Annotated in this window: 25 protein-coding genes; 7 read left to right on the forward strand and 18 right to left on the reverse strand. The window is 56.3% G+C overall.

Translation table 11 applies throughout. The features are described 5' to 3' along the window. The first annotated feature begins 209 nt into the window (after positions 1-209). Positions 210-1205: an acyltransferase gene (locus ACT3RT_RS14990; RefSeq protein WP_496203249.1), complete on the forward strand. Its 996-nt coding sequence runs from the start codon at positions 210-212 to the stop codon at positions 1203-1205. On the opposite strand, the gene ACT3RT_RS14995 is transcribed toward ACT3RT_RS14990, so the two are convergent. Continuing rightward, the gene (locus ACT3RT_RS14995) at positions 1202-2122 is read right to left on the reverse strand and encodes a GlxA family transcriptional regulator (RefSeq protein WP_485902975.1); all 921 of its coding nucleotides are present in this window, start codon (positions 2120-2122) and stop codon (positions 1202-1204) included. The two genes, ACT3RT_RS14990 and ACT3RT_RS14995, sit on opposite strands and share 4 nt — an antisense overlap. 42 nt (positions 2123-2164) lie before the next feature. Next, positions 2165-2719, reverse strand: a complete 555-nt coding sequence (locus tag ACT3RT_RS15000) for a cysteine hydrolase family protein (protein ID WP_496203250.1) — start codon at positions 2717-2719, stop codon at positions 2165-2167. Positions 2720-3001: 282 nt separating this feature from the next. On the opposite strand from ACT3RT_RS15000, the gene ACT3RT_RS15005 reads away from it, so the two are divergent. Continuing rightward, the gene (locus ACT3RT_RS15005) at positions 3002-3226 is read left to right on the forward strand and encodes a hypothetical protein (protein ID WP_353503726.1); all 225 of its coding nucleotides are present in this window, start codon (positions 3002-3004) and stop codon (positions 3224-3226) included. A 69-nt stretch (positions 3227-3295) separates the two neighbouring features. Here ACT3RT_RS15005 and idnD read toward each other — a convergent pair whose 3' ends face one another. Both idnD and ACT3RT_RS15015 read right to left on the reverse strand, forming a co-directional pair. Then, positions 3296-4327 (reverse strand): L-idonate 5-dehydrogenase, encoded by a 1032-nt coding sequence (gene idnD, locus ACT3RT_RS15010; RefSeq protein WP_496203321.1) that lies wholly within the window; start codon positions 4325-4327, stop codon positions 3296-3298. A 152-nt stretch (positions 4328-4479) separates the two neighbouring features. Continuing rightward, complete coding sequence (locus ACT3RT_RS15015) at positions 4480-5664, reverse strand: benzoate/H(+) symporter BenE family transporter (RefSeq protein ID WP_496203251.1); 1185 nt, start codon at positions 5662-5664, stop codon at positions 4480-4482. Positions 5665-5735: 71 nt separating this feature from the next. On the opposite strand from ACT3RT_RS15015, the gene ACT3RT_RS15020 reads away from it, so the two are divergent. Further along, positions 5736-6188 (forward strand): GNAT family N-acetyltransferase, encoded by a 453-nt coding sequence (locus tag ACT3RT_RS15020; protein WP_353503724.1) that lies wholly within the window; start codon positions 5736-5738, stop codon positions 6186-6188. Positions 6189-6198: 10 nt separating this feature from the next. Here the strand turns inward: ACT3RT_RS15020 and ACT3RT_RS15025 are convergent, their stop codons facing one another. Both ACT3RT_RS15025 and ACT3RT_RS15030 read right to left on the reverse strand, forming a co-directional pair. Then, on the reverse strand, positions 6199-6672 hold the full coding sequence (locus tag ACT3RT_RS15025) for a GNAT family N-acetyltransferase (protein ID WP_353503723.1): 474 nt from the start codon (positions 6670-6672) through the stop codon (positions 6199-6201). A 5-nt stretch (positions 6673-6677) separates the two neighbouring features. Next, complete coding sequence (locus tag ACT3RT_RS15030; RefSeq protein ID WP_353503722.1) at positions 6678-7235, reverse strand: hypothetical protein; 558 nt, start codon at positions 7233-7235, stop codon at positions 6678-6680. A 196-nt stretch (positions 7236-7431) separates the two neighbouring features. Between ACT3RT_RS15030 and yfcF the strand changes: the two genes are divergently transcribed. Then, positions 7432-8064, forward strand: coding sequence for a glutathione transferase (yfcF, locus tag ACT3RT_RS15035; protein ID WP_485902978.1), 633 nt, complete (start codon positions 7432-7434; stop codon positions 8062-8064). A 60-nt stretch (positions 8065-8124) separates the two neighbouring features. On the opposite strand, the gene ACT3RT_RS15040 is transcribed toward yfcF, so the two are convergent. From ACT3RT_RS15040 to bhsA, 4 genes are all read right to left on the reverse strand, one after another. Next, positions 8125-8571, reverse strand: coding sequence for a GNAT family N-acetyltransferase (locus ACT3RT_RS15040; RefSeq protein ID WP_353503720.1), 447 nt, complete (start codon positions 8569-8571; stop codon positions 8125-8127). A 14-nt stretch (positions 8572-8585) separates the two neighbouring features. Beyond that, entirely contained in the window at positions 8586-9218 is a 633-nt protein-coding gene (locus ACT3RT_RS15045; RefSeq protein ID WP_353503719.1) for a LysE family translocator, read from the reverse strand. A gap of 10 nt (positions 9219-9228) precedes the next feature. Beyond that, positions 9229-9681, reverse strand: coding sequence for a GNAT family N-acetyltransferase (locus ACT3RT_RS15050; RefSeq protein WP_353503718.1), 453 nt, complete (start codon positions 9679-9681; stop codon positions 9229-9231). Positions 9682-9878: 197 nt separating this feature from the next. Continuing rightward, positions 9879-10136, reverse strand: coding sequence for a multiple stress resistance protein BhsA (gene bhsA, locus ACT3RT_RS15055; protein WP_353503717.1), 258 nt, complete (start codon positions 10134-10136; stop codon positions 9879-9881). 408 nt (positions 10137-10544) lie between these two features. On the opposite strand from bhsA, the gene ACT3RT_RS15060 reads away from it, so the two are divergent. The 3 genes from ACT3RT_RS15060 to mazF all read left to right on the forward strand — a co-directional run bounded on the left by ACT3RT_RS15060 (position 10545) and on the right by mazF (position 11545). Next, positions 10545-10793 (forward strand): GlsB/YeaQ/YmgE family stress response membrane protein, encoded by a 249-nt coding sequence (locus tag ACT3RT_RS15060; protein WP_185688980.1) that lies wholly within the window; start codon positions 10545-10547, stop codon positions 10791-10793. Positions 10794-10962: 169 nt separating this feature from the next. Beyond that, the gene (locus ACT3RT_RS15065) at positions 10963-11208 is read left to right on the forward strand and encodes an AbrB/MazE/SpoVT family DNA-binding domain-containing protein (protein ID WP_034794194.1); all 246 of its coding nucleotides are present in this window, start codon (positions 10963-10965) and stop codon (positions 11206-11208) included. A 1-nt stretch (position 11209) separates the two neighbouring features. After that, a complete protein-coding gene (gene mazF / locus ACT3RT_RS15070) occupies positions 11210-11545 on the forward strand; it encodes an endoribonuclease MazF (RefSeq protein WP_353503716.1) in 336 nt (111 codons plus the stop codon). A 57-nt stretch (positions 11546-11602) separates the two neighbouring features. On the opposite strand, the gene ACT3RT_RS15075 is transcribed toward mazF, so the two are convergent. The 8 genes from ACT3RT_RS15075 to uca all read right to left on the reverse strand — a co-directional run bounded on the left by ACT3RT_RS15075 (position 11603) and on the right by uca (position 22095). Next, a complete protein-coding gene (locus ACT3RT_RS15075; protein ID WP_485902979.1) occupies positions 11603-12001 on the reverse strand; it encodes a DUF2442 domain-containing protein in 399 nt (132 codons plus the stop codon). Between the two features lie 71 nt (positions 12002-12072). Continuing rightward, the gene (urtE, locus tag ACT3RT_RS15080) at positions 12073-12771 is read right to left on the reverse strand and encodes an urea ABC transporter ATP-binding subunit UrtE (RefSeq protein WP_396131782.1); all 699 of its coding nucleotides are present in this window, start codon (positions 12769-12771) and stop codon (positions 12073-12075) included. A 15-nt stretch (positions 12772-12786) separates the two neighbouring features. Then, positions 12787-13584: an urea ABC transporter ATP-binding protein UrtD gene (gene urtD / locus ACT3RT_RS15085; RefSeq protein ID WP_496203322.1), complete on the reverse strand. Its 798-nt coding sequence runs from the start codon at positions 13582-13584 to the stop codon at positions 12787-12789. 5 nt (positions 13585-13589) lie between these two features. Continuing rightward, positions 13590-14666, reverse strand: coding sequence for an urea ABC transporter permease subunit UrtC (urtC, locus tag ACT3RT_RS15090; protein WP_486031762.1), 1077 nt, complete (start codon positions 14664-14666; stop codon positions 13590-13592). Beyond that, complete coding sequence (urtB, locus tag ACT3RT_RS15095; RefSeq protein WP_496203252.1) at positions 14666-16243, reverse strand: urea ABC transporter permease subunit UrtB; 1578 nt, start codon at positions 16241-16243, stop codon at positions 14666-14668. The genes urtC and urtB overlap by 1 nt, the downstream gene beginning before the upstream one ends. A 142-nt stretch (positions 16244-16385) precedes the next feature. Then, positions 16386-17654: an urea ABC transporter substrate-binding protein gene (gene urtA / locus ACT3RT_RS15100; protein WP_353503711.1), complete on the reverse strand. Its 1269-nt coding sequence runs from the start codon at positions 17652-17654 to the stop codon at positions 16386-16388. 41 nt (positions 17655-17695) lie between these two features. Beyond that, the gene (locus ACT3RT_RS15105) at positions 17696-18433 is read right to left on the reverse strand and encodes a GntR family transcriptional regulator (protein ID WP_496203253.1); all 738 of its coding nucleotides are present in this window, start codon (positions 18431-18433) and stop codon (positions 17696-17698) included. Positions 18434-18456: 23 nt separating this feature from the next. After that, a complete protein-coding gene (uca, locus tag ACT3RT_RS15110; protein ID WP_496203254.1) occupies positions 18457-22095 on the reverse strand; it encodes an urea carboxylase in 3639 nt (1212 codons plus the stop codon).

Genomic DNA, 22095 nt, shown 5'->3' on the forward strand with positions numbered 1-22095 from the left:
ACTAGCAAGAAAATAGGGACTGTCCGGGCGGGTAACGCAGGCGGGGCAGTAATGGCGGCTATTTTGCCGATTTTTTGAACTAAGCGCAATCCTCTTTTTGTGTTTAGCACTTTCTGAGAATGTCACTTTTAGCTTGTTAGCCCAGTCAAAGCTCATTAACCTGCTAATAAAGGTAGAAAGTGAAGGTCTTTGTAGGAAAAAAGAGTTTAATGAATCAGAAAATCAGCTGGATAGACAATTTGCGGGCGGTGGCCTGCATGATGGTGGTGATGATCCACGCCAGCACGGCGCAGGTAGTGAATTTCGCCGCCATCCATACTCTTGATTGGACCCTCGCTAATCTGCTCAATTCCACCTCGCGCGTCTGCGTGCCGCTGTTTTTCATGATTTCGGGCTATCTGTTTTTCGGCGAAAAAAGCGCGGAGAAACGCCATTTCCTGCGTATCGGCTTATGCCTGTTGTTCTATAGCGCGGTGTCGCTGATTTACATCTTAAGTTTTACAAATGTTGGATTTTGGCCTTCTTTACGTCTTATTCTGCAAAAGCCGGTGTTTTACCACCTCTGGTTCTTCTACGCCATTGTGGTGATTTACCTGCTCTCCCCACTGATCAACGTCAAACAGGTGTCGGGTAAGTATCTGCTGGTGGCCGGGCTGCTGCTTGGCGTGCTGGCTAACCCACAGCTTCCAGCGCTGCGCATTGACCGAGTGGCGATTTTGCCACTCAACCTGTATATCGGCGGCAACACCTTCTATTACGTGCTCTATGCGCTGATGGGGCGGGCGATGGGCATGATGAATACGCAGAAAACCGGCGTCACGCCCGTGGCCTGCGGGCTGTTTATCCTCAGCACTTTGGGCGTAGCTTGGGGGACTTACCACCAGTCGCTGATCAACCAAAACTTCGCCGACACTTACTATGTTTACACCGGCCCGCTGGTGTTTATCTCGGCGATTTCGCTGTTCGTTATCGGCAAGAACGCGCTGGATTCGCGAGTGCTGCCGGGGCTAGGAATTATCTCGCGCCATTCACTGGCGATTTACGGTTTTCACGCGCTGATCATCATCGGCCTGCGCGGTGCGCACATTGGCTTCCCGCAGTGGCCGTTGGTCAATATCGCCTTCCTGTTCCTGTGCGGCCTGCTGGGAAGCCTTGGGTTGGCAGTGCTGCTGGCGAAAATCGATCGCCAAAAATGGATCAGTTAGTGCCCACTCGGCCATCTCTCCTGTGCCCGCCGTAACTGTCTGCCGGAGGTAAATCCGGCGGCGAGGGCGGCTTTCTCAATGCCCAGACCTTGCTGCAGCCGCTGCTGGGCGACGGCGATGCGCAGCTGCTCATGGTAGTCGCGCACGCTGATCCCCAGGTGCTGGCGGAACAGCCGCGTCAGATGCCGCCCGCTGACATGGGCCTTCGCGGCAATCTCCTCCAGCTGCCACGGCGCTTCTGGCGTGGCTGACATCAGGTTTTGTGCGCGATGCACGGCGGGGTGAATGTGATTGCGATATCTCAGCCACGGCGAAAGCTGCGGGTCATCCCCGGCGCGGCGAAAATAGACCACCATCTCGCGGGCCACGTCCAGCGCGGCCTGCGCGCCTAACCGGCTGGAAATGATGTGCAGCGTCAGATCTATCCCCGCCGTGATGCCCGCGCTGGTCAGCACAAAACGGTCTTCGACAAAAATGCGATTGTCTTTCACCTGCGCGCTGGGCACTTGTTGCTTTAGACGCGCGATCACGTCGTGGTGAGTGGTGCACTGGTAGCCGTCGAGCAATCCCGCTTGACCCGCCAACAGGCTGCCGGAGCAGATACACACCAGCGTCACCTCTCCCTGTTCAATCGCCGCTTTTTGCTGTTTGAGCCAGTCGCGCACTTGCACTGCGGCGGGCGTGGCGAAGTTTTCCGCCGAATGCTCAACGCCCGGAATAACAATGATACTTCCACTGGCGAAGGAGGTCGGTAAGGGCTGCAAGCTGCCCACTTTCAGCCCGGTGGAGGTTTCTGCTTCGGTGAGCGGGCTGATGTAATGCAGACGAAACTGCCCGGTCAGGCGCAAAGCCTCGCCGGGGCCGACTAAATCCAGCGCCATCACGCCCGGGAGCGTGACAAAGTAAACGTCTTGCATGGTGAAACCTCTTGGCTAACTCACGGCTGCGAAATCCCATCTTCACACAGCTTGGTCAAGCTCCGCCAGCGCGCCGTCGACGTCGGTGATGGTGGCAAATCGGTCCGCCAGAACCAGCTCGGTGCGACGTTTAATGGCATCCGTGGAGAAGGTTTCCCCGCTGGCGTGGGTCATTGGGAAGGTCAGCGTCGCTTCGGTCACGAAAGTCACGGTATAGCCGATGTCCGACGCCACGCGAGTGGTGGTTTCACAGCACTGTTCGGTGCGCACACCAGCAATAATCAGGTGGCTAATGCCCTGTTCACGCAGCCATTCATTCAGGCCTGACTCCAGCAGCGCGTTGTGAACGTGTTTGTGAAACACCTGAGTCGGCGTATGGCGCAGGAAGGGCATCGGCGTAACCAGCCCGGACTCCAGCGAGAAAACCCCCTCAGAGTTGACGTGGAAGACATCAATAACCGGCACGCCGCGCGTTTGGCAGCCGTCGATCAGTCGGTTCAACGCCTGTTGGAATGCGGGTAAATCCTCTTCTTGCCAGAAAGGGCGGTGCTCGAAGGAGCGTTGGACGTCGATATTTAATAAGGCGCTGCGGGTCATTTTAGGACTCCATCTCATAGGTGTGAAACCAGTGTGCGCCTGAAAAGATGGGAAGGACATGCCAAAAACGGACATCATGCTGGCGGAAAGGGACGAACTGCGATGAGGATAATTCGGCGGGTTTTAGTTAAGGACAATTCTAATTATGTCTCGCGATTAATCCTGTAATGCATTGTTTAAATAGAGTTTATTGGTTTTCCCCCTGACTTGAGTATTAAAGTGATTCGGCAGAACAAGGTTGTTCTGCGATTTACCAATATCAATCTAAATGGAGATGTAAAAATGCGTACATTAGAAAAGCATGAGTTGAACGAAGTGTCTGGCGCCGGTCTGTTAAGTGATGTGGGCGCTCTGCTGGATAACGGTTTAGATCAAATCGGCTCTCTGATTAACGGCACCACCAAGCCGACGGGTACTAATACTTTCGGCGTTGAAGTGGGTAATATTGTTGAATCAACAATCAAATCTGTAGCTGACATGTTCTGCGGCTTCTTCAAGCGTAAATAATAAATGGAGGGGAGAGTTTTGGCTCTCCCCTTTTTTGACGATTAAAGGCCTAACTCGCCGGAACATCCATTAGAACACCAGCTGCACCTTAGAGGCTTTGGATTTATCCATCGCGAATTCCAGCGCTTCCACCAAATCGCCTTGTGGGAACTCCGCAGACAGCAGCGGCATCGGGTCAACCGTTTTATTTGCCAGCCACTCAACCGCCGTTTTGAACTCTTCCGTGAAGCGGAAGCTGCCGACCCAGTTAATTTCCTTAGCAATCAACATCATCAGCGGGAAGTCATTCACCGCGCCACCCATACCCACCTGCACCAGCGTGCCGCGCGCGCGGGTTAACTCCAGACAGCGGCGGATAGACGACGGATGGCCTGAGGCATCGAAAGAGACGTCAAAATAGCCTTTTTCCGCCTGATAGGGCGCGAAGTCGCCTTTTGCGGCATCAAGTGCAATATTGGCACCCATTTCTTGTGCCAGGCTCAGGCAGCGTTCACTCAGATCGGCGCAAACAACCTCCTTCGCGCCTTTGGCTTTGGCGGCAGCGACAATCAGGCTGCCAATCGGCCCAACGCCTGAGACAAACACCGTTTTACCCTTGATATCACCAGCCTGATTAACGGCGTGGATAGCCACGGCCAGCGGCTCGGCAAACACCATCAGGCGATCGCTAACCTGATTATCGAAGGCGATACACTGCTCGCTGTCGACGATTTTATACTGGGTGAACGCGCCGTTGATGTGGGGGAAATACATCGCGCTGCCGAAGAATTTCATGGTAGTGCACTGGTTTTCATCACCAGAAAGGCAGTATTTACAGGCTTTACACGGCTTGCTTGGGTTGAGTGCCACTTTTTGGCCCGGTTTCAGGCGATCGGTGTCAGATTTCTCCACTACGCCAACCACTTCATGGCCCAAAACCATGGCTTCGCGCACTTTGAAATCACCAACCTGACCATGCTCGTAGTAATGCAGGTCAGAACCGCAGATGCCGCCACGGGTAACTTTTACCAGCGTGCCTTGTCCCTGATAATCGATCTGCTGCTCGACCACGGAGACATCTTTTTTGCCGGTGACCACGCAGGATTGGGTGTCAATCTTCATCATAGTTTTGCTCTTTATTAGGTGCTTTGCCGCTGCGTTTTACAGCAGGAATGCTGCCAGTAAAGAGGGTTTATGGCGTCAGAAATGTGATCGCCATCACCTTAAGGCGTGTTACTAAATCCTGTTACCCAGAACTTGAAGGCCCTCAACATTTACAGTGCCTTTTGCTTGCCGAAAGTCAGCGCCCAGTGAGCTATCACCCCGCCAACCAGCCCCCAGAATGCCGAACCTACGCCCAGCAGCGTGACGCCAGAGGCGGTGATCAGGAAAGTAATGACTGCCGCGTCGCGGTGCGACTCTTCCGCCAGTGCGCGCTGCAAACTGCCCGCAATGGTCCCCAATAGCGCCAATCCGGCGATGGTGTGGATGAGCGGCGTGGGCAGCGCGGTGAACAGCAGGCCGATAGAGCCGCCGAACAGCCCGGCCAGCAGGTAAAACACCCCGGCAGCCACGGCGGCCATATAGCGTTTTTTGGCATCAGGGTGGATATCTTCTCCCATGCAAATCGCGGCGGTGATGGCGGCAATGCAGAAGGTGAAGCCGCCAAAAGGCGCGAGCAGCAGGGCGGTCAGCGCCGTCCATGAAATCAGCGGAGAAACCGGCACCTGATAGCCGTGAGCCTTAAGCGTGGCGATGCCCGGCGCGTTTTGCGACGCCATAGTGACCACAAAAAACGGAATGCCGATGCCCAGTAGCGCCGAGAGCGAGAAGTGCGGGGTGACGAATTCCGGCACGGCGAAGCTCAGGCTTTGCCCGTGCAGGCTAATGTCTCCCTGCAATCCCGCCACAATCAGCCCGGCGGCCAGTGTCAGCACGATGGCGTAGCGCGGGAGAGCACGGCGAGCCAGCAGATAGACCAGACACATCGTCCCTGCCAACGCAAAATTGCTTTGCAGCGACGTGAAAGCGTTCAGGCCGAAACGCAGCAATATTCCGGCCAGCATCGCGGCGGACAGCGCCTGCGGAATGTAGTGCATCAGTCTGGCAAAAAGGCCTGTCACGCCGCATAACAGCATCAGGCCGCTGGCAAAAATAAACACCCCAATGGCATCATTCATCGAGGTGCCCGGCAGGCTGGTGACCAGCAGCGCCGCGCCCGGCGTCGACCACGCTGTGACGATTGGCGTGCGATACCACAAAGAGAGGCCGATGGAGGTCAGCCCCATGCCGAGACCCAGCATGGTCAGCCAGCCACCAATCTGCAAGGGGCTGGCACCCGACGCTTCCGCCGCCTGGAAGATAATGGCCGCCGAACTGGTGTAGCCGACGAGTACCGCCACAAAACCGGCGAGGATGGCGGAAAAGGTCACATCTTTGAGGCTAAGGCGCGGCAACATGGCTGGAAATCCTTGCAATAGACGATTAATTTAAGCGAAAGCATCCACTTATGTTTAACAGAGAGAACGCAATGAGCCAATCTAATGAGGTGAAAATTCGTACTTTGACCCCTGCTGACCGCCAAGGGTGGGAAGCGCTGTGGCGCGACTATCTCGACTTCTACCAGTCAGAGCTTGACCCGGCGCAGTTTGATTACACCTTCCAGCGTCTGTCGCAGAGCGATTATCCCGACATGTTTGGCTATGTGGCGGAGTATCAGGGCAAGTTGGTGGGCTTGGTCAATTGCATCAACCACGATCACGGCTGGCACATGCAGCAGGTGGTCTATTTGCAGGATTTGTTCGTGGATGACAGCGCGCGCAAGCTCGGCATTGGTCAGAAACTGATTGAAGCGGTTTATGACTATGCCGATCAGAACGACAAAGCCAACGTCTACTGGACTACCAAAACCTCCAACCATACCGCGCGCAAACTGTATGACCGGATTGGCACGCAGACTGAATTCATCAAATATCAGCGCTGAGGGGAGGTTATTAATCCGCTAGGTTTTTTACCATGGTCAGATTGGTTGGCGCATAGCCCAGACCGGCATACAACGCCTGTGCGCCGCTGTTGTGATAGAACACGTTCAGGCCGATGGACTTCAAACCCAGCTCGCGCACTTTCTCTTCTAACTGAAGAAAAGCGGCGCGAGCATGGCCCTGACGGCGAAACGCCGGGTAAACAGATACTTCATAAATAAACGCGCTGCGATCGCCCTGGCGCTCGACGTCGGCTAACCAAATACAGCCAGCCGTTTCACCTTGATCAGTTTTGATTACAAACAGATAGTTATCTGGCGTGGCGACGCCCTGCGGCAGCAATTCCTCCATGACTCCCTGAGCACGCGCCAGCGCATTGTGCTCCAGCCAGCGCCCCGATTTGACGTTCTCTCTGGCGTAATCTTCCGCCAGCTGCTGATGAAATTGTGAGAAATAGTCTGCACTCATTGCACATAACTGGGTCATTAGGTTTATTCCTTTTCCGCTTTTTTCACCGGCGTGACAAAGCATTCGCTGACGTTAGTACCATTTTTCTCAACGGTAGTAATGACATAACCCTGCTCGTTTATCACGATGGCGCCGTAAGGCAGATCATCCTGCTTCACGCTGATCATCTTCTGAAACTCTTGAATAAGGTTGCTTTTCGCCGCAGCCTGCTCGGGCTTGTCCATTCCGTTTACGTCAATATAGGCCTGCTTAAACTCGGTGCTCATGCCTTTTGGCTTTAGGCGGCTTTCCACCACGGCCTTGACCGTCGCGGTCACGTCGTTACCCAGTAGAAACATGCTAACTATTTCATAAGTCAGCACATCTTTCTGTTTGGCGATCACATAGCCGCTTTCGAATGACTTCATTTTCTGGTTGTTGGGATAAGTAAACTCATCCAAACAAATGGTCTTGTCGCCAATCTGAAACTGATTAAACCGCGCTTTGATCGCCTGCGGAGACGAGCCGGGTGAAGGGGCTGCCTGAGCGGCGCTCACCAACAGGGGAAGCAGTATTGCCAGCACAAATGTCCGTTTTTTCATGGGTTTTCCTGAAAGAGTCACGTCTTACCTCACGGCCTATTTTGCAGTATAGGGAGATGAATCGAGGATGAGAAAGATTAAATATGCGTATGACATAAACTTGTAACATTCAGACGCTGAAAGAACCTGCGACACCCCCGACGTTTTGCGCTATGTTTTTAATTATTAATATTTTTCCGCATTCTCAGGAGAGTCGATGAGCCAGTCCGCGCTGAAGTTATATTCTGATGCACAGTTTTTCAGCCCCTACGTGATGTCCGCTTTTGTCGCCTTGACCGAAAAAGGCATCCCTTTTGAGATAGAAACCATCGATTTGGCAGTGGATGAAAATCTGCATGATTACTATTCGGCGGTTTCGCTGACGCGCCGCGTCCCGACGCTGACCAATGGTACTTTCGTGCTGTCGGAGTCCTCGGCGATTGATGAGTATGTGGAAGAGCTGTTCCCCGCGCCGACCTTCCCGGCAATCTATCCCTCAGACCCGGAAAATCGTGCCAAAGCGCGCGAAGTTCAGGCTTGGCTGCGCAGTGATTTAATGCCGATTCGCCAAGAGCGTTCCACCGAAGTGGTGTTCGCCGGTAAGAAATTCCCCCCTTTGAGCGAAAGTGGCCAAATGGCGGCGGAAAAGCTGTTTAGCGCGGCGGAGCGTTTGCTCGGTGAGCGTGAGAATATGTTTGGCGAGTGGTGTATTGCTGACGTGGATTTGGCTTTGATGATCAATCGGTTACATCTGAATGGCGATGCCGTTCCCGAGAAGCTGGCGGCCTATGCCGATGCCCAGTGGCAGCGTCCGGCGGTCAAAGAGTGGCTGGCGCTGTCGGCCAAGTAAAATGCGACAATGGGAAAAGATAGGTGGCGCGACAGGGAAGAACCCCGTCGCGCGCAGCCATCAGCCCAGACGTTTGGTTAAATAAAAACGGGTGTGGGTTGAAGGAGCTTCATCAGGCGCACGGATATCCTTGATGTAATCTTCCAACGCCATTTGCATATGGAAGCCGTGGCGCTCGTAGAACGGGCGCGCCTGAAAACTAAAGGTATCGACCATGGCGTAGCGGCAGCCGCGCTGTAGCGCTTCTTGCTGGACATCCTGCAACAGTTTGGTGCCGATGTCCTGACCACGCAGAGACTCATCAACCCATAAGTAAATGATTTTTAGCCAGTTACCCACTGTTTCCGCAATAATGCCAGCCTGCTTCTTGCCCTGATCATCTTCGATAAAAATCGCTAAATCCCGGAATGATTGCTCGGGGATAAAGCCTTTATTGTAGCCGCGCAGGCCATCGATAATGTCAGTGATGTCAGCCTCAGTAGGCGTGTCGGTCATGCGCGTTTTCATAACTCTTTCCTTTGTTAACGTTTTGTCGTCGCGAGACGAACTGCAAAAGCGATAAATACTGTGCCGGTCAGGCGATCTAAGGTTTTCACCACGCTCGGGCGTTGCAGCCAGCGAGAGAGTGGTCGGGTGGCGGCGATCATGGTCAATGACCACAGGGTGCCAATCACCGCGTGCATGGCCGCCAGGCCGAAAATGTATGGCGGAACCGAATAACCGGTAGCAACAAATTGCGGCAGAAACGACACGTAAAACACCCCGACCTTGGGATTAAGCACGTTGCCGAACAAACCTTTGATAAACCAACTGCCGAAAAGTGGATTTTTCTTGGCTTTGTCCTGTGCGCTAAACGACATGCTTTCACGCGGTTTTAGCAGCATTTGCACCCCAAGCCAGCACAGATAGGCTGCGCCAATCCATTTCAGCAGATTGAATGCCAACTCTGACGCCGCCAGCAGCGCCCCTAAACCCAGCGCAACTGCCGCACCCCAAACCAGACAACCCGTGCTAATGCCCAGCGCGGCCAGCACGGCTTTCTTGCTGCCCTCGCTGGCGGCGGTGCGTAACACTAAAGCAGTATCCAGACCCGGCGTTAGGGTCAGAATACCGGCGGCAAAGGCGTAAGAAACCAAAGATTCGGTCAGGGTCACGGCGTTGTCTCTATGCTGTGGTGAGCTTTTTGCTCAGGAAATAGCGGGTATGCGTGGTGGATTCCCCCTGCGGCGCCCGCGCGTCTTCAATGTAATCTTCCAGCGTCATCTGCACGCTGTAACCCATACGCTCGTAGAACGGGCGCGCCTGGAAACTAAAGGTATCCACCAGTGAGTACAGGCAGCCGCGGGCTTTGGCTTCTTCTTCGGCTTCGCTGATAAGCTGCGTGCCGACATCTTTTCCGCGCAGGGACTCATCCACCCACAGCATCTGGATGTACATCCACTTCCCGACGGTTTCCGCCACAATACCGGCCTGTTTTTTGCCGTGTTCATCTTCGACAAAAATACCCAGCTCACGGAGTTTAGGCCGGTGAATAAAATTGAGATTGAAAGTGCGGAGGGCCGTTTTTATTTCGTCGACATCATCGGCCGTCGGTGCTGCGGTGAGGCGTGTTTTCATGGCGGTTCCCTTTGCTGAAAAAATGACAGTCCAGAATAGTAACCGGCCTTGAGGGATGCAATGGGAAGCGTAAAGAAAGTCTTAAAGTGAGATCAGGAGAGTGTCTGATAATCATGACAAAAGCCTGTGGAATGCGCCGCTAAGACGCTTTCCACAGGCTTCTTGATTTCTGAGGGTATTAACTGACTGGCGAAAGCTTATTTGTAGATTTCAGCGTCGGCGTGCAGGCGGTTATTACCGGTCACGGAGATGATGCGGTAAGAAGAGGCACCAGCATCACTTGCCTGAGCTGCCAGTTTGCTTTCCAGACCACCAATAGTGGTTGGGCCAGAGGCAGAAATCACGCCCAGTTTTTGTTGACCGTCCATCGGCTGACTCACCTGCTGAGCAGCAAAACTACCGAAAGAAATCAGAGAAAGGGTTGCAGCTACAGCAAAAATTTTGACGTTTTTCATGATGTATATTCCATTCAGGTTATTAGATAGAAAGGTGGTTGCCTTTCGATGAGTGAATAATAGACCTGTGGCATGCAGATGAAAAACGGATTGATTTGAGAATGTCATTCAAAAAATTAGTTGAAGATTTTACGCGAATTTACAGCCGGCTGCGAGAGGTTGACAATGCGGGTTCGGACGTTGACACCGGTTTAAAAACCGAGCACAAACTGACGTTTTATTACCCTTCCTGCTGATTTTGGGCGAGTTTCTGGTTTTCTGCTACGCTATAAGTGCAGTGCAAGAAAAAGCCGTCTCTGGTGGAATTTCAGCAGGCGATCATGCGAGGAGCAACCTCCTTCGCACTTGTTTAGCCGCATTGGCTCAACAATATTCACGGTACGGAAATTTATTTGGAGGAGTCAAAAAATGGGAATTTTATCCTGGATTATCTTTGGTCTGATTGCAGGTATTCTGGCGAAATGGATCATGCCGGGTAAAGATGGTGGCGGGTTCATCCTGACCGTGGTTCTTGGTGTTGTCGGTGCCGTCGTCGGTGGTTACATCAGTACACTGTTTGGCTTTGGCCGCGTGGACGGTTTCAATTTCGGCAGCTTCGTCGTCGCCGTGATCGGCGCGCTGGTGGTGCTGTTTATCTACCGCAAAGTCCGCAGTTGATAACACCAACCTAGATTATTTCTAAAAAAGCCGCGTTGAACGCGGCTTTTTTGTGTCTTGAGATCCCCCTGAAGCTCCTCCCATCCATTACCCTGTATAAACATTGTTGACACTGAGAGGGCTTTGTCTCACAGTATCATCATTGTTGATACTTCCTTGAGGAAAATCTATGCCGCAGGTCATTGTGAAAAAATGGGGAAATAGCCCTTCTGTGCGCCTACCGGTCGCTATCATGGAAGCAGCCTCTCTCAAGGTCGATGATACTGTCGAGATTGCAGTAGAAGACGGCAAAATCATCATCGTCCCAGTTCGCGCTAAAACCTATTCACTCGATTCCCTTCTAGGGGGAGTGACGGAAAGCAATATGCATGAAGAGGCCGATTTCGGTTCCCCTACAGGCCGAGAGGTGTTGTGACATGGTGAAGCCTTTTATTCCTGACGCCGGAGACATTATCTGGCTGGATTTTGACCCACAAGCCGGTCACGAACAGGCCGGGCATAGGCCAGCCGTCGTTCTGAGTCCTGCTGCATATAATGATCGAGTGGGGTTGCTGCTGTGCTGCCCGATGACCACCAAGATAAAAGGCTACCCTTTCGAGGTGTTAATTGCTGGCACTAGGCAGAGCGCGGTGTTGTCAGATCAGATAAAAAGTCTGGACTGGCGTAAAAGAAATGCTGTCAAAAAAGGAACCGTGAGCCTGCTCGAGCTTGATGAAGTCAGAGCAAAGGTAAAAGCGCTGATTGACGGTTAACCCTAGCTGTAAGCTAAAAGCCGCGTTGAACGCGGCTTTTTTGTGTCTGCGAGTGATTTAGGTGACTTTCCGTGGGCGCCCGCCTTTTTTGCCATTCTCACGGCTGGCCTGGGCTTTTACCGCGCTGCGGATCGCGCCATTGATTGACGCAGCGATCTTTTTCAAATCACTGGCTTCAAACAGGATTTTTGCTAACAAGCCGGGTAAAAAAATATCGACATCGCAGGCTGGAACGCGCAGGGCTTTGCTGAAACCGTCGACTTCCGCCGCCTGAAGCTGCTCAGGGGTGGCGTCCTGAAGTTCATCAATGAGATCAACATTAATCAGGTAACCCACGCCATTGCCATGCATGATCATAAATGCATGTTGCTGAGGCCGATATTCAACGGAAACCGGTCGGGAAGACTCGTTGGCCGCCTCTTCCCCGCGTTTTAGCGCGGCTTCAAATTGCGTCATTCGTTATCCATAAACCTAGCAGTTAGGTTTTAGAATAGTCTCTTAGTGGCGGCAATGCGAGCAGAATTTGATTAAATCGCCACCAATCCCCGCACGCCTTCGGCTTCCATCTCCTTGCCGCGCCCGCTTTTAATAATGCTGCCGCGCGACATTACCAGATAGCTGTCGGCCAGCTCGGCGGCGAAATCGTAGAACTGCTCGACCAGCAGGATTGCCATATCGCCTTGTGCGGCAAGCTGCTTGATGACCGCGCCGATCTCCTTAATCACCGAGGGTTGAATACCCTCGGTAGGCTCGTCGAGGATCAACAAGCTCGGTTTACAAGCCAGCGCCCGTCCAATCGCCAACTGCTGTTGCTGGCCGCCGGACAGATCGCCTCCCCGGCGATGCTTCATCTCCAGCAGGACCGGGAACAGGTGATAGATGTGGTCGGGAACCTGTTTGGCTTGGCTGCCCGGGAAGCGCGACAGCCCCATCAGCAGGTTTTCCTCCACCGTCAGGCGAGGAAAAATATCGCGACCCTGCGGGACATAGGCAATGCCCGCCTGCACCCGCTGGTGGGGTTTACGGCCATTGATGGTTTCTCCCTGCCAGTTGATGGTGCCGGACTTGGCCGGGATCAGCCCCATCAGGCATTTCAGCAGCGTGGTTTTGCCAACGCCGTTGCGGCCGAGCAGGCAGGTGACTTCGCCGATTTTTGCCTCGAAGCTTAACCCGCGTAGAATATGGCTTCCGCCGTAAAACTGATTCAGTTCATTGACTTGCAGCATAATGGTTCCTCAGTTTTAGCGTCCCAAATAGACTTCAATAACCTGCTCGTTGGCCTGCACCTGTTGCAATGAGCCTTCCGCCAGCACTTGCCCCTGATGCAGCACGGTGACGTGGTCGGCGATGCTCTCCACAAACCCCATGTCGTGCTCGACCACCATCAGCGAGTGCTTGCCCGCCAGCTGCTTGAACAGCTCGGCGGTGTATTCGGTTTCGGCGTCGGTCATCCCGGCGGCAGGCTCGTCGAGCAGCAGCAGGTGCGGCTCCTGCACCAGCAGCATGCCGATTTCCAGAAACTGCTTCTGGCCGTGAGACAGTAACCCCGCTAGCCGATGGCGCTCACCGGCAAGGCGCAGCGTCACCAGCATTTCGTCGATTCTGTCGCGTTGTTCGCTGTTCAGTTTGGCGCGCAGACAGGCCCACACCGACTTATTGGTTTTCTGGGCGATCTCAAGGTTCTCGAACACGGTTAGTGCTTCAAACACCGTCGGTTTCTGAAATTTCCGCCCAATGCCTGATTGCGCAATCCGCTCTGGATCAAGCTGGGTAAGGTCAGTGGTCTGGTCGTAAAATACCCGGCCACTCTGCGGCTTAGTTTTGCCGGTGATCACGTCCATCAGGGTGGTTTTCCCCGCGCCGTTAGGGCCAATTACGCAGCGCAGCTCGCCCACGCCGATGCGCAATGACAGGTTGGTCAGCGCCTTAAAGCCGTCGAAACTGACATTGATATTTTCCAGCAGCAAAACCGGGTCGGTCTGCTGGCGAAAACGGTCAGACGGATAGGATTGCGTGAACAGCTCTTCGGTCATAGTCATTGAATTCATGAGGATTTTCTCTTACGCAGCAACCCAATCACGCCTTGCGGCAGGAACAGCGTCACCAGAATAAACATGCCACCGAGGATAAATTGCCAATACTCGGGAATTGCGACGGTGAACCAGCTTTTCGCGCCATTGACGATGCCAGCGCCGAGAATCGGGCCGATCAGCGTGCCGCGCCCGCCGAGGGCCACCCAGATTGCCGCCTCGATTGAGTTAGTCGGCGACATCTCGCTGGGGTTGATAATGCCCACTTGCGGCACGTACAGCGCCCCGGCGATGCCACACAGCATGGCGGAAACCGTCCAGACGAACAGCTTGAAGCCCTTCGGGTCATAGCCGCAGAAGATCAATCGGTTTTCGGCGTCGCGCACGGCGGTCAGCACTCGGCCATATTTGCTGCGCGCCAGAGCGAAACCCAGTGCCAGACTGGCGGCGAGCACGATAACGGTCATCAAAAATAGGCCGATGCGCGTGCCGGTTGCCGTGACCTGAAAGCCGAGCAGGGTAGTGAAACCGGTGAAGCCGTTGTTGCCGCCAAATCCGGTTTCATTGCGAAAGAACAGCAGCATGCCCGCGTAGGTCAGCGCCTGCGTCATGATCGAGAAGTAGACGCCTTTGATTTTCGAGCGAAAAGCGAAGTAGCCGAAGACAAATGCCAGCGTGCCCGGCACCAGCACAATCAGGCACAGCGCCCAGGCGAAATGCTGGGTTCCGGCCCAAAACCACGGCAGCTCGCTCCACGAGAGGAATGACATAAAGTCCGGCAGGCCGCTGCCCGCCGCCTGACGCATCAGGTACATGCCCATGGCGTAGCCGCCGAGGGCGAAAAACAGGCCGTGGCCGAGGGAGAGCAAACCGGCATAGCCCCACACCAGATCGAGGGCGATCGCGACGATCGCGTAACAGAGGATCTTGCCGACTAATGTCAGCGTGTAGGTGGAGACTGCCAGCGGGTTAGTCGCTGGCAGTAATGCCAGAAAAGGCATGACAATCAGCGCAATAAACACCAGTGCGCCAATCGTCAGGGCGGCTTTCGGCGCTTTTTGTACGCCAGAAACAGTGAGCGGTTGATTCATCAGTCGATCACCCTGCCTTTGAAGGCGAAGAGTCCCTGCGGACGTTTTTGAATAAACAGAATTATCAGCGCGAGGATCAGGATTTTCCCCAGAACCGCACCGATCTCCGGCTCAAGAATCTTGTTCACAATGCCCAGACCAAAGGCGGCGACCACCGTGCCGGCCAGTTGGCCCACGCCGCCGAGCACCACCACTAAGAATGAGTCGATGATGTAGCCTTGACCCAACTCCGGGCCGACGTTACTCAGCTGCGACAGCGCCACGCCGCCCAGCCCGGCAATACCGGAGCCGAGGCCGAAGGCCAGCATATCTACGCGGCCCGTGGGCACGCCGCAGCAGGCCGCCATGGCGCGGTTTTGCGTCACGGCGCGCACATTCATCCCCAGACGGGTTTTGTTCAGCAGCAGCCAGGTCAGGGCCAGCACCAGCAGCACGAAGATGATCACCGCGATGCGGTTATACGGCAGCACCAGATTCGGCAGCAGCTGGATACCGCCCGACAGCCAGCCGGGGTTGGCGACTTCGACGTTTTGCGCGCCAAAGAGTACCCGCACCGCCTGAATCAAAATTAGGCTGATGCCCCAGGTAGCCAGCAGGGTTTCCAGCGGGCGGCCGTATAAATGGCGGATCACCGTGCGCTCTAGCGCCATGCCAATTCCAGCAGTAATAAAGAAGGCCACCGGCAGCGCGACCAGTGGGTAGAGCGCCAGCAGGCCCGGCGCGTAGTGCTCAAACAGCGACTGAACCATATAAGTGGAGTAGGAGCCAAGCATCAGCATTTCGCCATGGGCCATGTTGATCACCCCCAGCAGGCCGTAGGTGATCGCCAGACCCAGCGCCGCCAGCAGCAAAATCGAGCCGAGCGACAGGCCGGTAAACGCCTGACCAATCAGGTCGCCGATCAGCAAACGGTGCTCAACGGCTTTCAGGCTAGCCTGCGCGGCTTTGCGCACATCGGCGTCGGCTTCGGTTTTCGGGTCAGTCAGCGCCTGAAGGCGGCCCTGCGTGTCTGGGTCCCCTGAAGCGCCCAGCAGCTCGACGGCTTTCAGCCGCACCTGCGGGTTAGCATCGGCGAGCTGCAAATTCGCCAGCGCGATATTCAGGGCATCATGCACAGCAGGGTCTTTTTCCAGCGCCAGACGATGGGTCAGCAGCGGCAACTGGTCGGCCTGCGCCTCGCGCTGCAAGGATTTGGCCGCCTGTAGCCGCACATTGTTGTCAGTACTGACCAGACGATGCGCCGACAGCGCGTTGGCAATCAAAATGCGTAAACGGTTGTTGAGCCAAACCTTCTTGGTGTCACCCTGCGGCTTGGCATCGCCATCTAGCGGGGTCAGCGCGTCGCCCTGTTGCACAAAGGCGTGTTTGGCGTCGTCGATCACCACATTTTCCTGCTTCAGCCCCTCCAGCAGTGGTAAACGCTCCGGCTGCGGGTCGGCGGCCCACTGCTGTAATAACGTGGCTTGCTGGCTGCGATTGGCCGCCGCAAAGTCATTGGCCGCCCCGGCCTGAGCCAGCAGCGGCAGGCAACAAAGCAGGAAAAGCAGTGGCCTGAAGTTAAATAAAAGTGTCGTCATGGTGTTTTCCCGTTGCCCAAAGTTATCGCTAGCATGCTCCCTCGCCTTTTTAAGCAGAGGACAGAGGTGAGGTTTATCACTTCGGATGGAAACCACCCCTCATCCCAGCCTTCTCCCCGTGAAGGGAGAAGGAGCAATCCAATCAGTTAGTGCTTTTCACCGGAGTGTCAGGCTTTTTGTCGTTACCGGCGATATACGGGCTCCACGGCTGGGCGCGGATAGGTTTGTCGGTCTGCCATACCACGTTGAACTGGCCGTTGGACTCAATCTCGCCAATCATCACCGGTTTGTGCAGGTGGTGGTTGGTGGCATCCATGGTCAGCGTGAAGCCAGACGGCGCGGCGAAGGTCTGCCCGGCCATGGCGGCGCGGACTTTATCGACATCCGTCGTTCCGGCCTTTTCCACGGCCTGCGCCCACATATGAATGCCCACGTAGGTGGCTTCCATCGGGTCATTAGTGACGGCTGTATCGGCGTTCGGCAGCTTGTGGGCCTTGGCGTAAGCCTTCCACTCGGCGACGAATTTCTTGTTCACCGGGTTATCCACGGATTCGAAGTAGTTCCACGCGGCGAGGTCGCCGACCAGCGGCTTGGTGTCGATGCCGCGCAGCTCTTCTTCCCCCACGGAGAAAGCGACAACCGGCACGTCGGTCGCTTTAACGCCCTGATTCGCCAGCTCTTTGTAGAACGGTACGTTTGAGTCGCCGTTGATGGTGGAGATCACCGCGGTTTTGCCCCCGGCGGAGAATTTCTTAATGTCGGAGACGATAGTCTGGTAATCGCTGTAGCCGAACGGCGTATAGACTTCCTGAATATCGCTGTCTTTCACTCCTTTAGAGTGCAGGAAGGCGCGCAGAATTTTGTTGGTGGTACGTGGATAAACATAGTCAGTGCCCAGCAGGAAGAAGCGTTTGGCACCGCCGCCATCTTCGCTCATCAGGTATTCCACCGCCGGAATAGCCTGCTGGTTTGGCGCTGCGCCGGTGTAGAACACGTTTGGCGACATCTCTTCCCCCTCATACTGCACCGGGTAGAACAGCAGGCCGTTCAGCTCCTCGAACACCGGCAGCACTGATTTGCGCGACACCGATGTCCAGCAGCCGAACACCGCCGCCACCTTGTCCTGCGTCAGGAGTTGGCGGGCTTTTTCGGCAAACAGCGGCCAGTTGGAGGCCGGGTCGACCACCACCGGTTCGAGCTTTTTACCCAGCACGCCGCCGTGGGCGTTGATGTCGTCAATGGTCATTAGCGCCACGTCTTTCAGCGGCGTTTCAGAAATCGCCATGGTGCCGGAGAGCGAGTGCATGATCCCAACCTTGATGGTGTCGGCGGCCTGCGCGCCCCAGGCCAACCCCATGCTGACCACGGTCGCAGAGAGAGCAAAAGCTTTAATAAAATGTCGACGATGCATAGTAAAACCCCTGTTAGTTATTGGTTTAAGTCGAAAAATTTTTATAAAAGTCCTGATGGGTTGCCCTCATCATTTCGAGCCTGATGCAGCATGTGCAGCGTGATTTTGCGTACCTCGGCCTTACTGACCGAGATATGGTCGTGAAGTTGACGCTGAGCCTCCTCGGTTTGCTGGTGCAAGATGGCGAGCAGGATGCTCGCGTGTTCGTGATACGTGGCATCAATGCGCGAGCCTTTGGTGAAATCGAGGCGGCGAATGATGCGGATTTTCTCCGTCAGGTCGCGGTGAATGCGCGCCATTTCGGCATTGCCTGCGGCCTCGACCAGCGTCATGTGGAAAGCCTCGTCATAGCGCGAGACTTCCTGCCCGTCCTCAAGGCGCGGTGCGTCCACCCAGAAGGCTTTGAGCTGGCCGAGTTGCCCCGGCTGCAAGCCCGCAGGCAGGGCGCACAGGCGTTTCACCGCCTCCAGCTCCAGCACTATGCGCAGGTCGTAAAGCTGCTCGAAATAGTCGAAGTCGAACGGCCTGACCTGCCAACCGCTGCGGAAAAACACCTCGACATAGCCTTCGCGCTCCAGCCAAAACAGTGCCTGACGCACCGGCGTGCGGCTGGTCTCCATGCGGTCTGCAACATCGTTCTCACTGAACCTGTCGCCCGGCAGCAGGCGAAAGTTGAAAATGTCGTCCTTGAGCTGCAAATAAATGCGCTCGGCCAGCCCTTCCGGGCGGATTTTGGTGCGTTTTTTATCCGCAGCGTTACGTGAATCAGTCAGTTGCATCTTGGCTCCTACTTCTTCGGGGCTTAGGCCGATTGCGCCACGTCTAGCCACAGCAGTGCGTCGCCAGGGCCGACCGGACGGCCTTGCTGGCAGCTGATTTTGCTCACCCGGCCCGCGCAAGGGGCGTAGACCGACAGCTCCATTTTCATCGCTTCAACTACGATCAGCGCCTGACCCTCTTCCACCTGCTGGCCCGGCTCGACCAGAATCTTCCACACGTTGCCATTCAGGTCGGCGCTCACCAGATGGCCGTCCTGTTCGCTTTGATCTTCAACCACTTGCACCGCGTTGGCGGCGGCTTCCACGGCGGCACTCTCCTGCGCGGCCCAGTGGGCGACTTCGGCGGTGAAAGCGGCGGATTGGCGCGAGCGGAAGTCGGCGATATCCTCCGCGTTGTCCGTCAGGAACTGGGTGTACTGGGCGAAATCAAACTCGGTTTCTTCAATCCGCACCTGCGCACGGCCTTCGCGGAAGGCGTCGCGCTGGGCGTCCAGTTCTTCTTCGGTCACTTCATAGAAACGCACCTGATCGAAGAAGTGCAGCAGCCATGGCTCGCCGTTTTTGAACTGGGCGTTCTTCAGATACTTGTTCCAAATCGGCAGGGTGCGGCCCACCAACTGGTAGCCTCCCGGCGAGTCCATGCCGTAGATGCACATGTACATGCCGCCAATGCCGACGGTGCCCTCGGCGGTGTAAGTGCGCGCCGGGTTATATTTCGAACTCAGCAGGCGATGGCGCGGATCGACAGGCACGGCGCACGGCGCGCCGAGGTAGACATCTCCCAGCCCGAGGATCAGATAGCTGGCGTTGAAGATGATGTCTTTCACTTCCTGACGGCTCGCCAGTCCGTTGGTGCGCTGAATAAAGTCGACGTTGTTCGGCAGCCACGGCGCTTCGGCGCGCACGGTTTGCTGGTAGCGCTCCACTGCGCCAAGGGTGGCGGAGTCCTCGAACGCCATCGGCATATGCACGATGCGGGTAGGGATTTTCAGCTGGCTGACGTCGGCCAAGTCGTGTTCCAGCGTCAACAGGTGCTGTAGCAGGCGCGACTGGTGAATCACCCGGCTGTCATAGCGAATTTGCAGCGAGCGTACTCCCGGCGACAGCTCCTCAATGCCCGGCTCGGCGGCTTCGCGAATAGCTTTCATCAGCAGATAAAGGCGCAGACGCAGGGCCAGATCCAGCACGCTGTCGCCGTACTCAATCAGAATGTAGCCGTCACCGGCCTGACGATATTGCACCGACGGGCGCTCGGCGCTGGCCGGAAGTTCAGCCAGCACGGTGGCGGACGCCGTGGTGTCAGGCAGCAGAGACGGCGTGGCCAGCGCCATAGCTTCGACCGGCATTAATGAGTCGATGGTGCCCTGCTGGGCCAGCTCCAGCGCCTGCGCTTGCTCAAAGCTGATAGGGTGGAAGCGAATTTTATCCCCCGGTTTCACCTGACCGACTTTCCACAGTTCGGCTTTGGCGATGGTAACCGGGCAGACGAAACCGCCGAGGCTTGGCCCATCGCGGGTTAAAATCACCGGGAAGTCGCCGGTAAAGTTGATCGCGCCAATGGCGTATTCGCAGTCATGCACGTTGGACGGGTGCAGGCCGGCTTCGCCGCCGTCCAGCCGCGCCCACTGCGGCTTTGGTCCGGTCAGGCGCACGCCGAGGCGGTTGGAGTTGTAATGCACTTGCCACTCGGCCTCGAAGAAGGCGTCGATGGACTCTTTGGTGAAGAAGTCCGGCGCGCCGTGCGGCCCGTAAAGCACGCCAATATTCCAAATATTGCCGTAAGTCGGCACCACGTGCGGCGCGGCGGCCTGCGGCAAATCTACCGGCGCGGGGGTGGTGCAGGCCTCAAGCTCAGGCTGGGAAACGGTGAGCATATCGGCGACGCGCAGCGTGCGGCCCGCGTGGCCGCCAAACTGGCCGAGGGCGAAGGTCGAGCGGCTGCCAAGGTAGACCGGCACGTCGAAGCCGTTGCGCACCGCCAGATAGGTGCGGCAGCCCTGAGTGGCGCGGCCGAGGGTTAATATCTGCCCGGCTTTGACCTGCACCGGCTGCCAATAGCCCACGGTTTCGCCATCAAGGTCTGCCGGGCAGAGTGCGCCGGTCAGCGCGATGGTGGCGTCGCAGTGGAAACGCAGGGTCGGGCCTTGCAGGGTGAATTCCAGCCCGGCGGCGTCGAGGTGGTTGCCCACGATGCGGTTAGCCAGACGGAAGGCAAAGTCGTCCATCGGGCCTGACGGCGGCACGCCGATATCCCAATAGCCGAGGCGGCCGGGGTAATCCTGAATGCTGCTGTAGGTGCCGGGCGCAATCACTTCGACGGCCTGCGGCGCGTACTCGAAGCTGTCGAGCATCCGCGTCCACATTTCGCCCTGGTGGAACACCGGCGTGGCGACCACCTGGCGCAGATAATCAATGTTGCTGCTGATGCCGTGCAGGCGGGTGGCGGCCAGTGCGCGGGACATCTTCTCAAGAGCTTCTTCGCGGTCTTTGCCGTGAACGATCAGCTTGGCGATCATCGGGTCATAAAACGCTGAAACTTCACTGCCGGTAGAGACCCAGCCGTCGACGCGCACGTCGTCAGGGAACACCACTTCCGTCAGCACACCGGGGCTTGGCTGGAAGTTTTTCAGCGGGTCTTCGGCGTATATACGCACTTCCATCGCGGCGCCCTGCGGGGCTTTTTCCATCGCGGCCCAGTCCAGCGGCTGGTCGGCGGCCACGCGCAGCATGCACTCAATCAGGTCCAGCCCGGTGACCATTTCGGTAACCGGATGCTCAACTTGCAAGCGGGTGTTCACTTCGAGGAAGTAAAATTCGTTGCGCGCCGGGTCGAAGATGAACTCCACGGTGCCCGCGCTGCGATAGCTGACCGACTCCCCGAGCTGCACGGCGGCGCGGTGCAAGGCCTCGCGCGTGGCCTGCGGCAGATTGGGCGCTGGCGTCTCCTCAACCACTTTTTGGTTGCGACGTTGCAGCGAACAGTCACGCTCGCCGAGGGCCACCACGCGGCCCTTGCCGTCGCCAAAAATTTGCACTTCTACATGGCGCGCGCGATCCACAAAGCGTTCTAAAAACACCCCCGCGTCGCGGAAGAAGTGCTCGCCGAGGCGTTTTACGCTGTCCCACGCGGCGCGCAGAGCGGCTTCGTCGTCACAGCGAGTCAGGCCGATACCGCCACCGCCCGCGGTGCTTTTCAACATAATCGGGTAGCCAATTTCCGTCGCCGCGCTCACTGCTTCTTCAATGCTGTCCAGCAAGCCGGTGCCCGGCGTCATTGGCACATTGGCGGCCCCCGCCAGCTCGCGCGCCCGGTGTTTAAGGCCAAACTCGCGGATTTGCGCCGCGCTCGGGCCAATAAAGGCAATGCCCGCTGCCTCGCAGGCGTCGGCGAACTCGGCGCTTTCGGACAGGAAGCCGTAGCCCGGATAAATCGCCTGCGCGCCGGTCTCTTTGGCGGCGGCCAGAATCTTGTCGATCACCAAATAGCTGTCGCTGGCTTTCTCACCGCCCAGCGCAATGGCGATATCGGCGTCGGTGACGTGCGGCGCATTGCGATCGGCGTCGGAATAGACCGCCACGCTAGTCACGCCAAGGCGTTTAAGGGTGCGAATTGCGCGGCAGGCGATTTCACCGCGATTTGCCACTAGTACGGTAGTCAGCAT

Origin of the sequence: Ewingella sp. AOP9-I1-14 (assembly GCF_052375995.1) — a bacterium.
GTDB classification, from domain to species: domain Bacteria; phylum Pseudomonadota; class Gammaproteobacteria; order Enterobacterales; family Enterobacteriaceae; genus Ewingella; species Ewingella allii.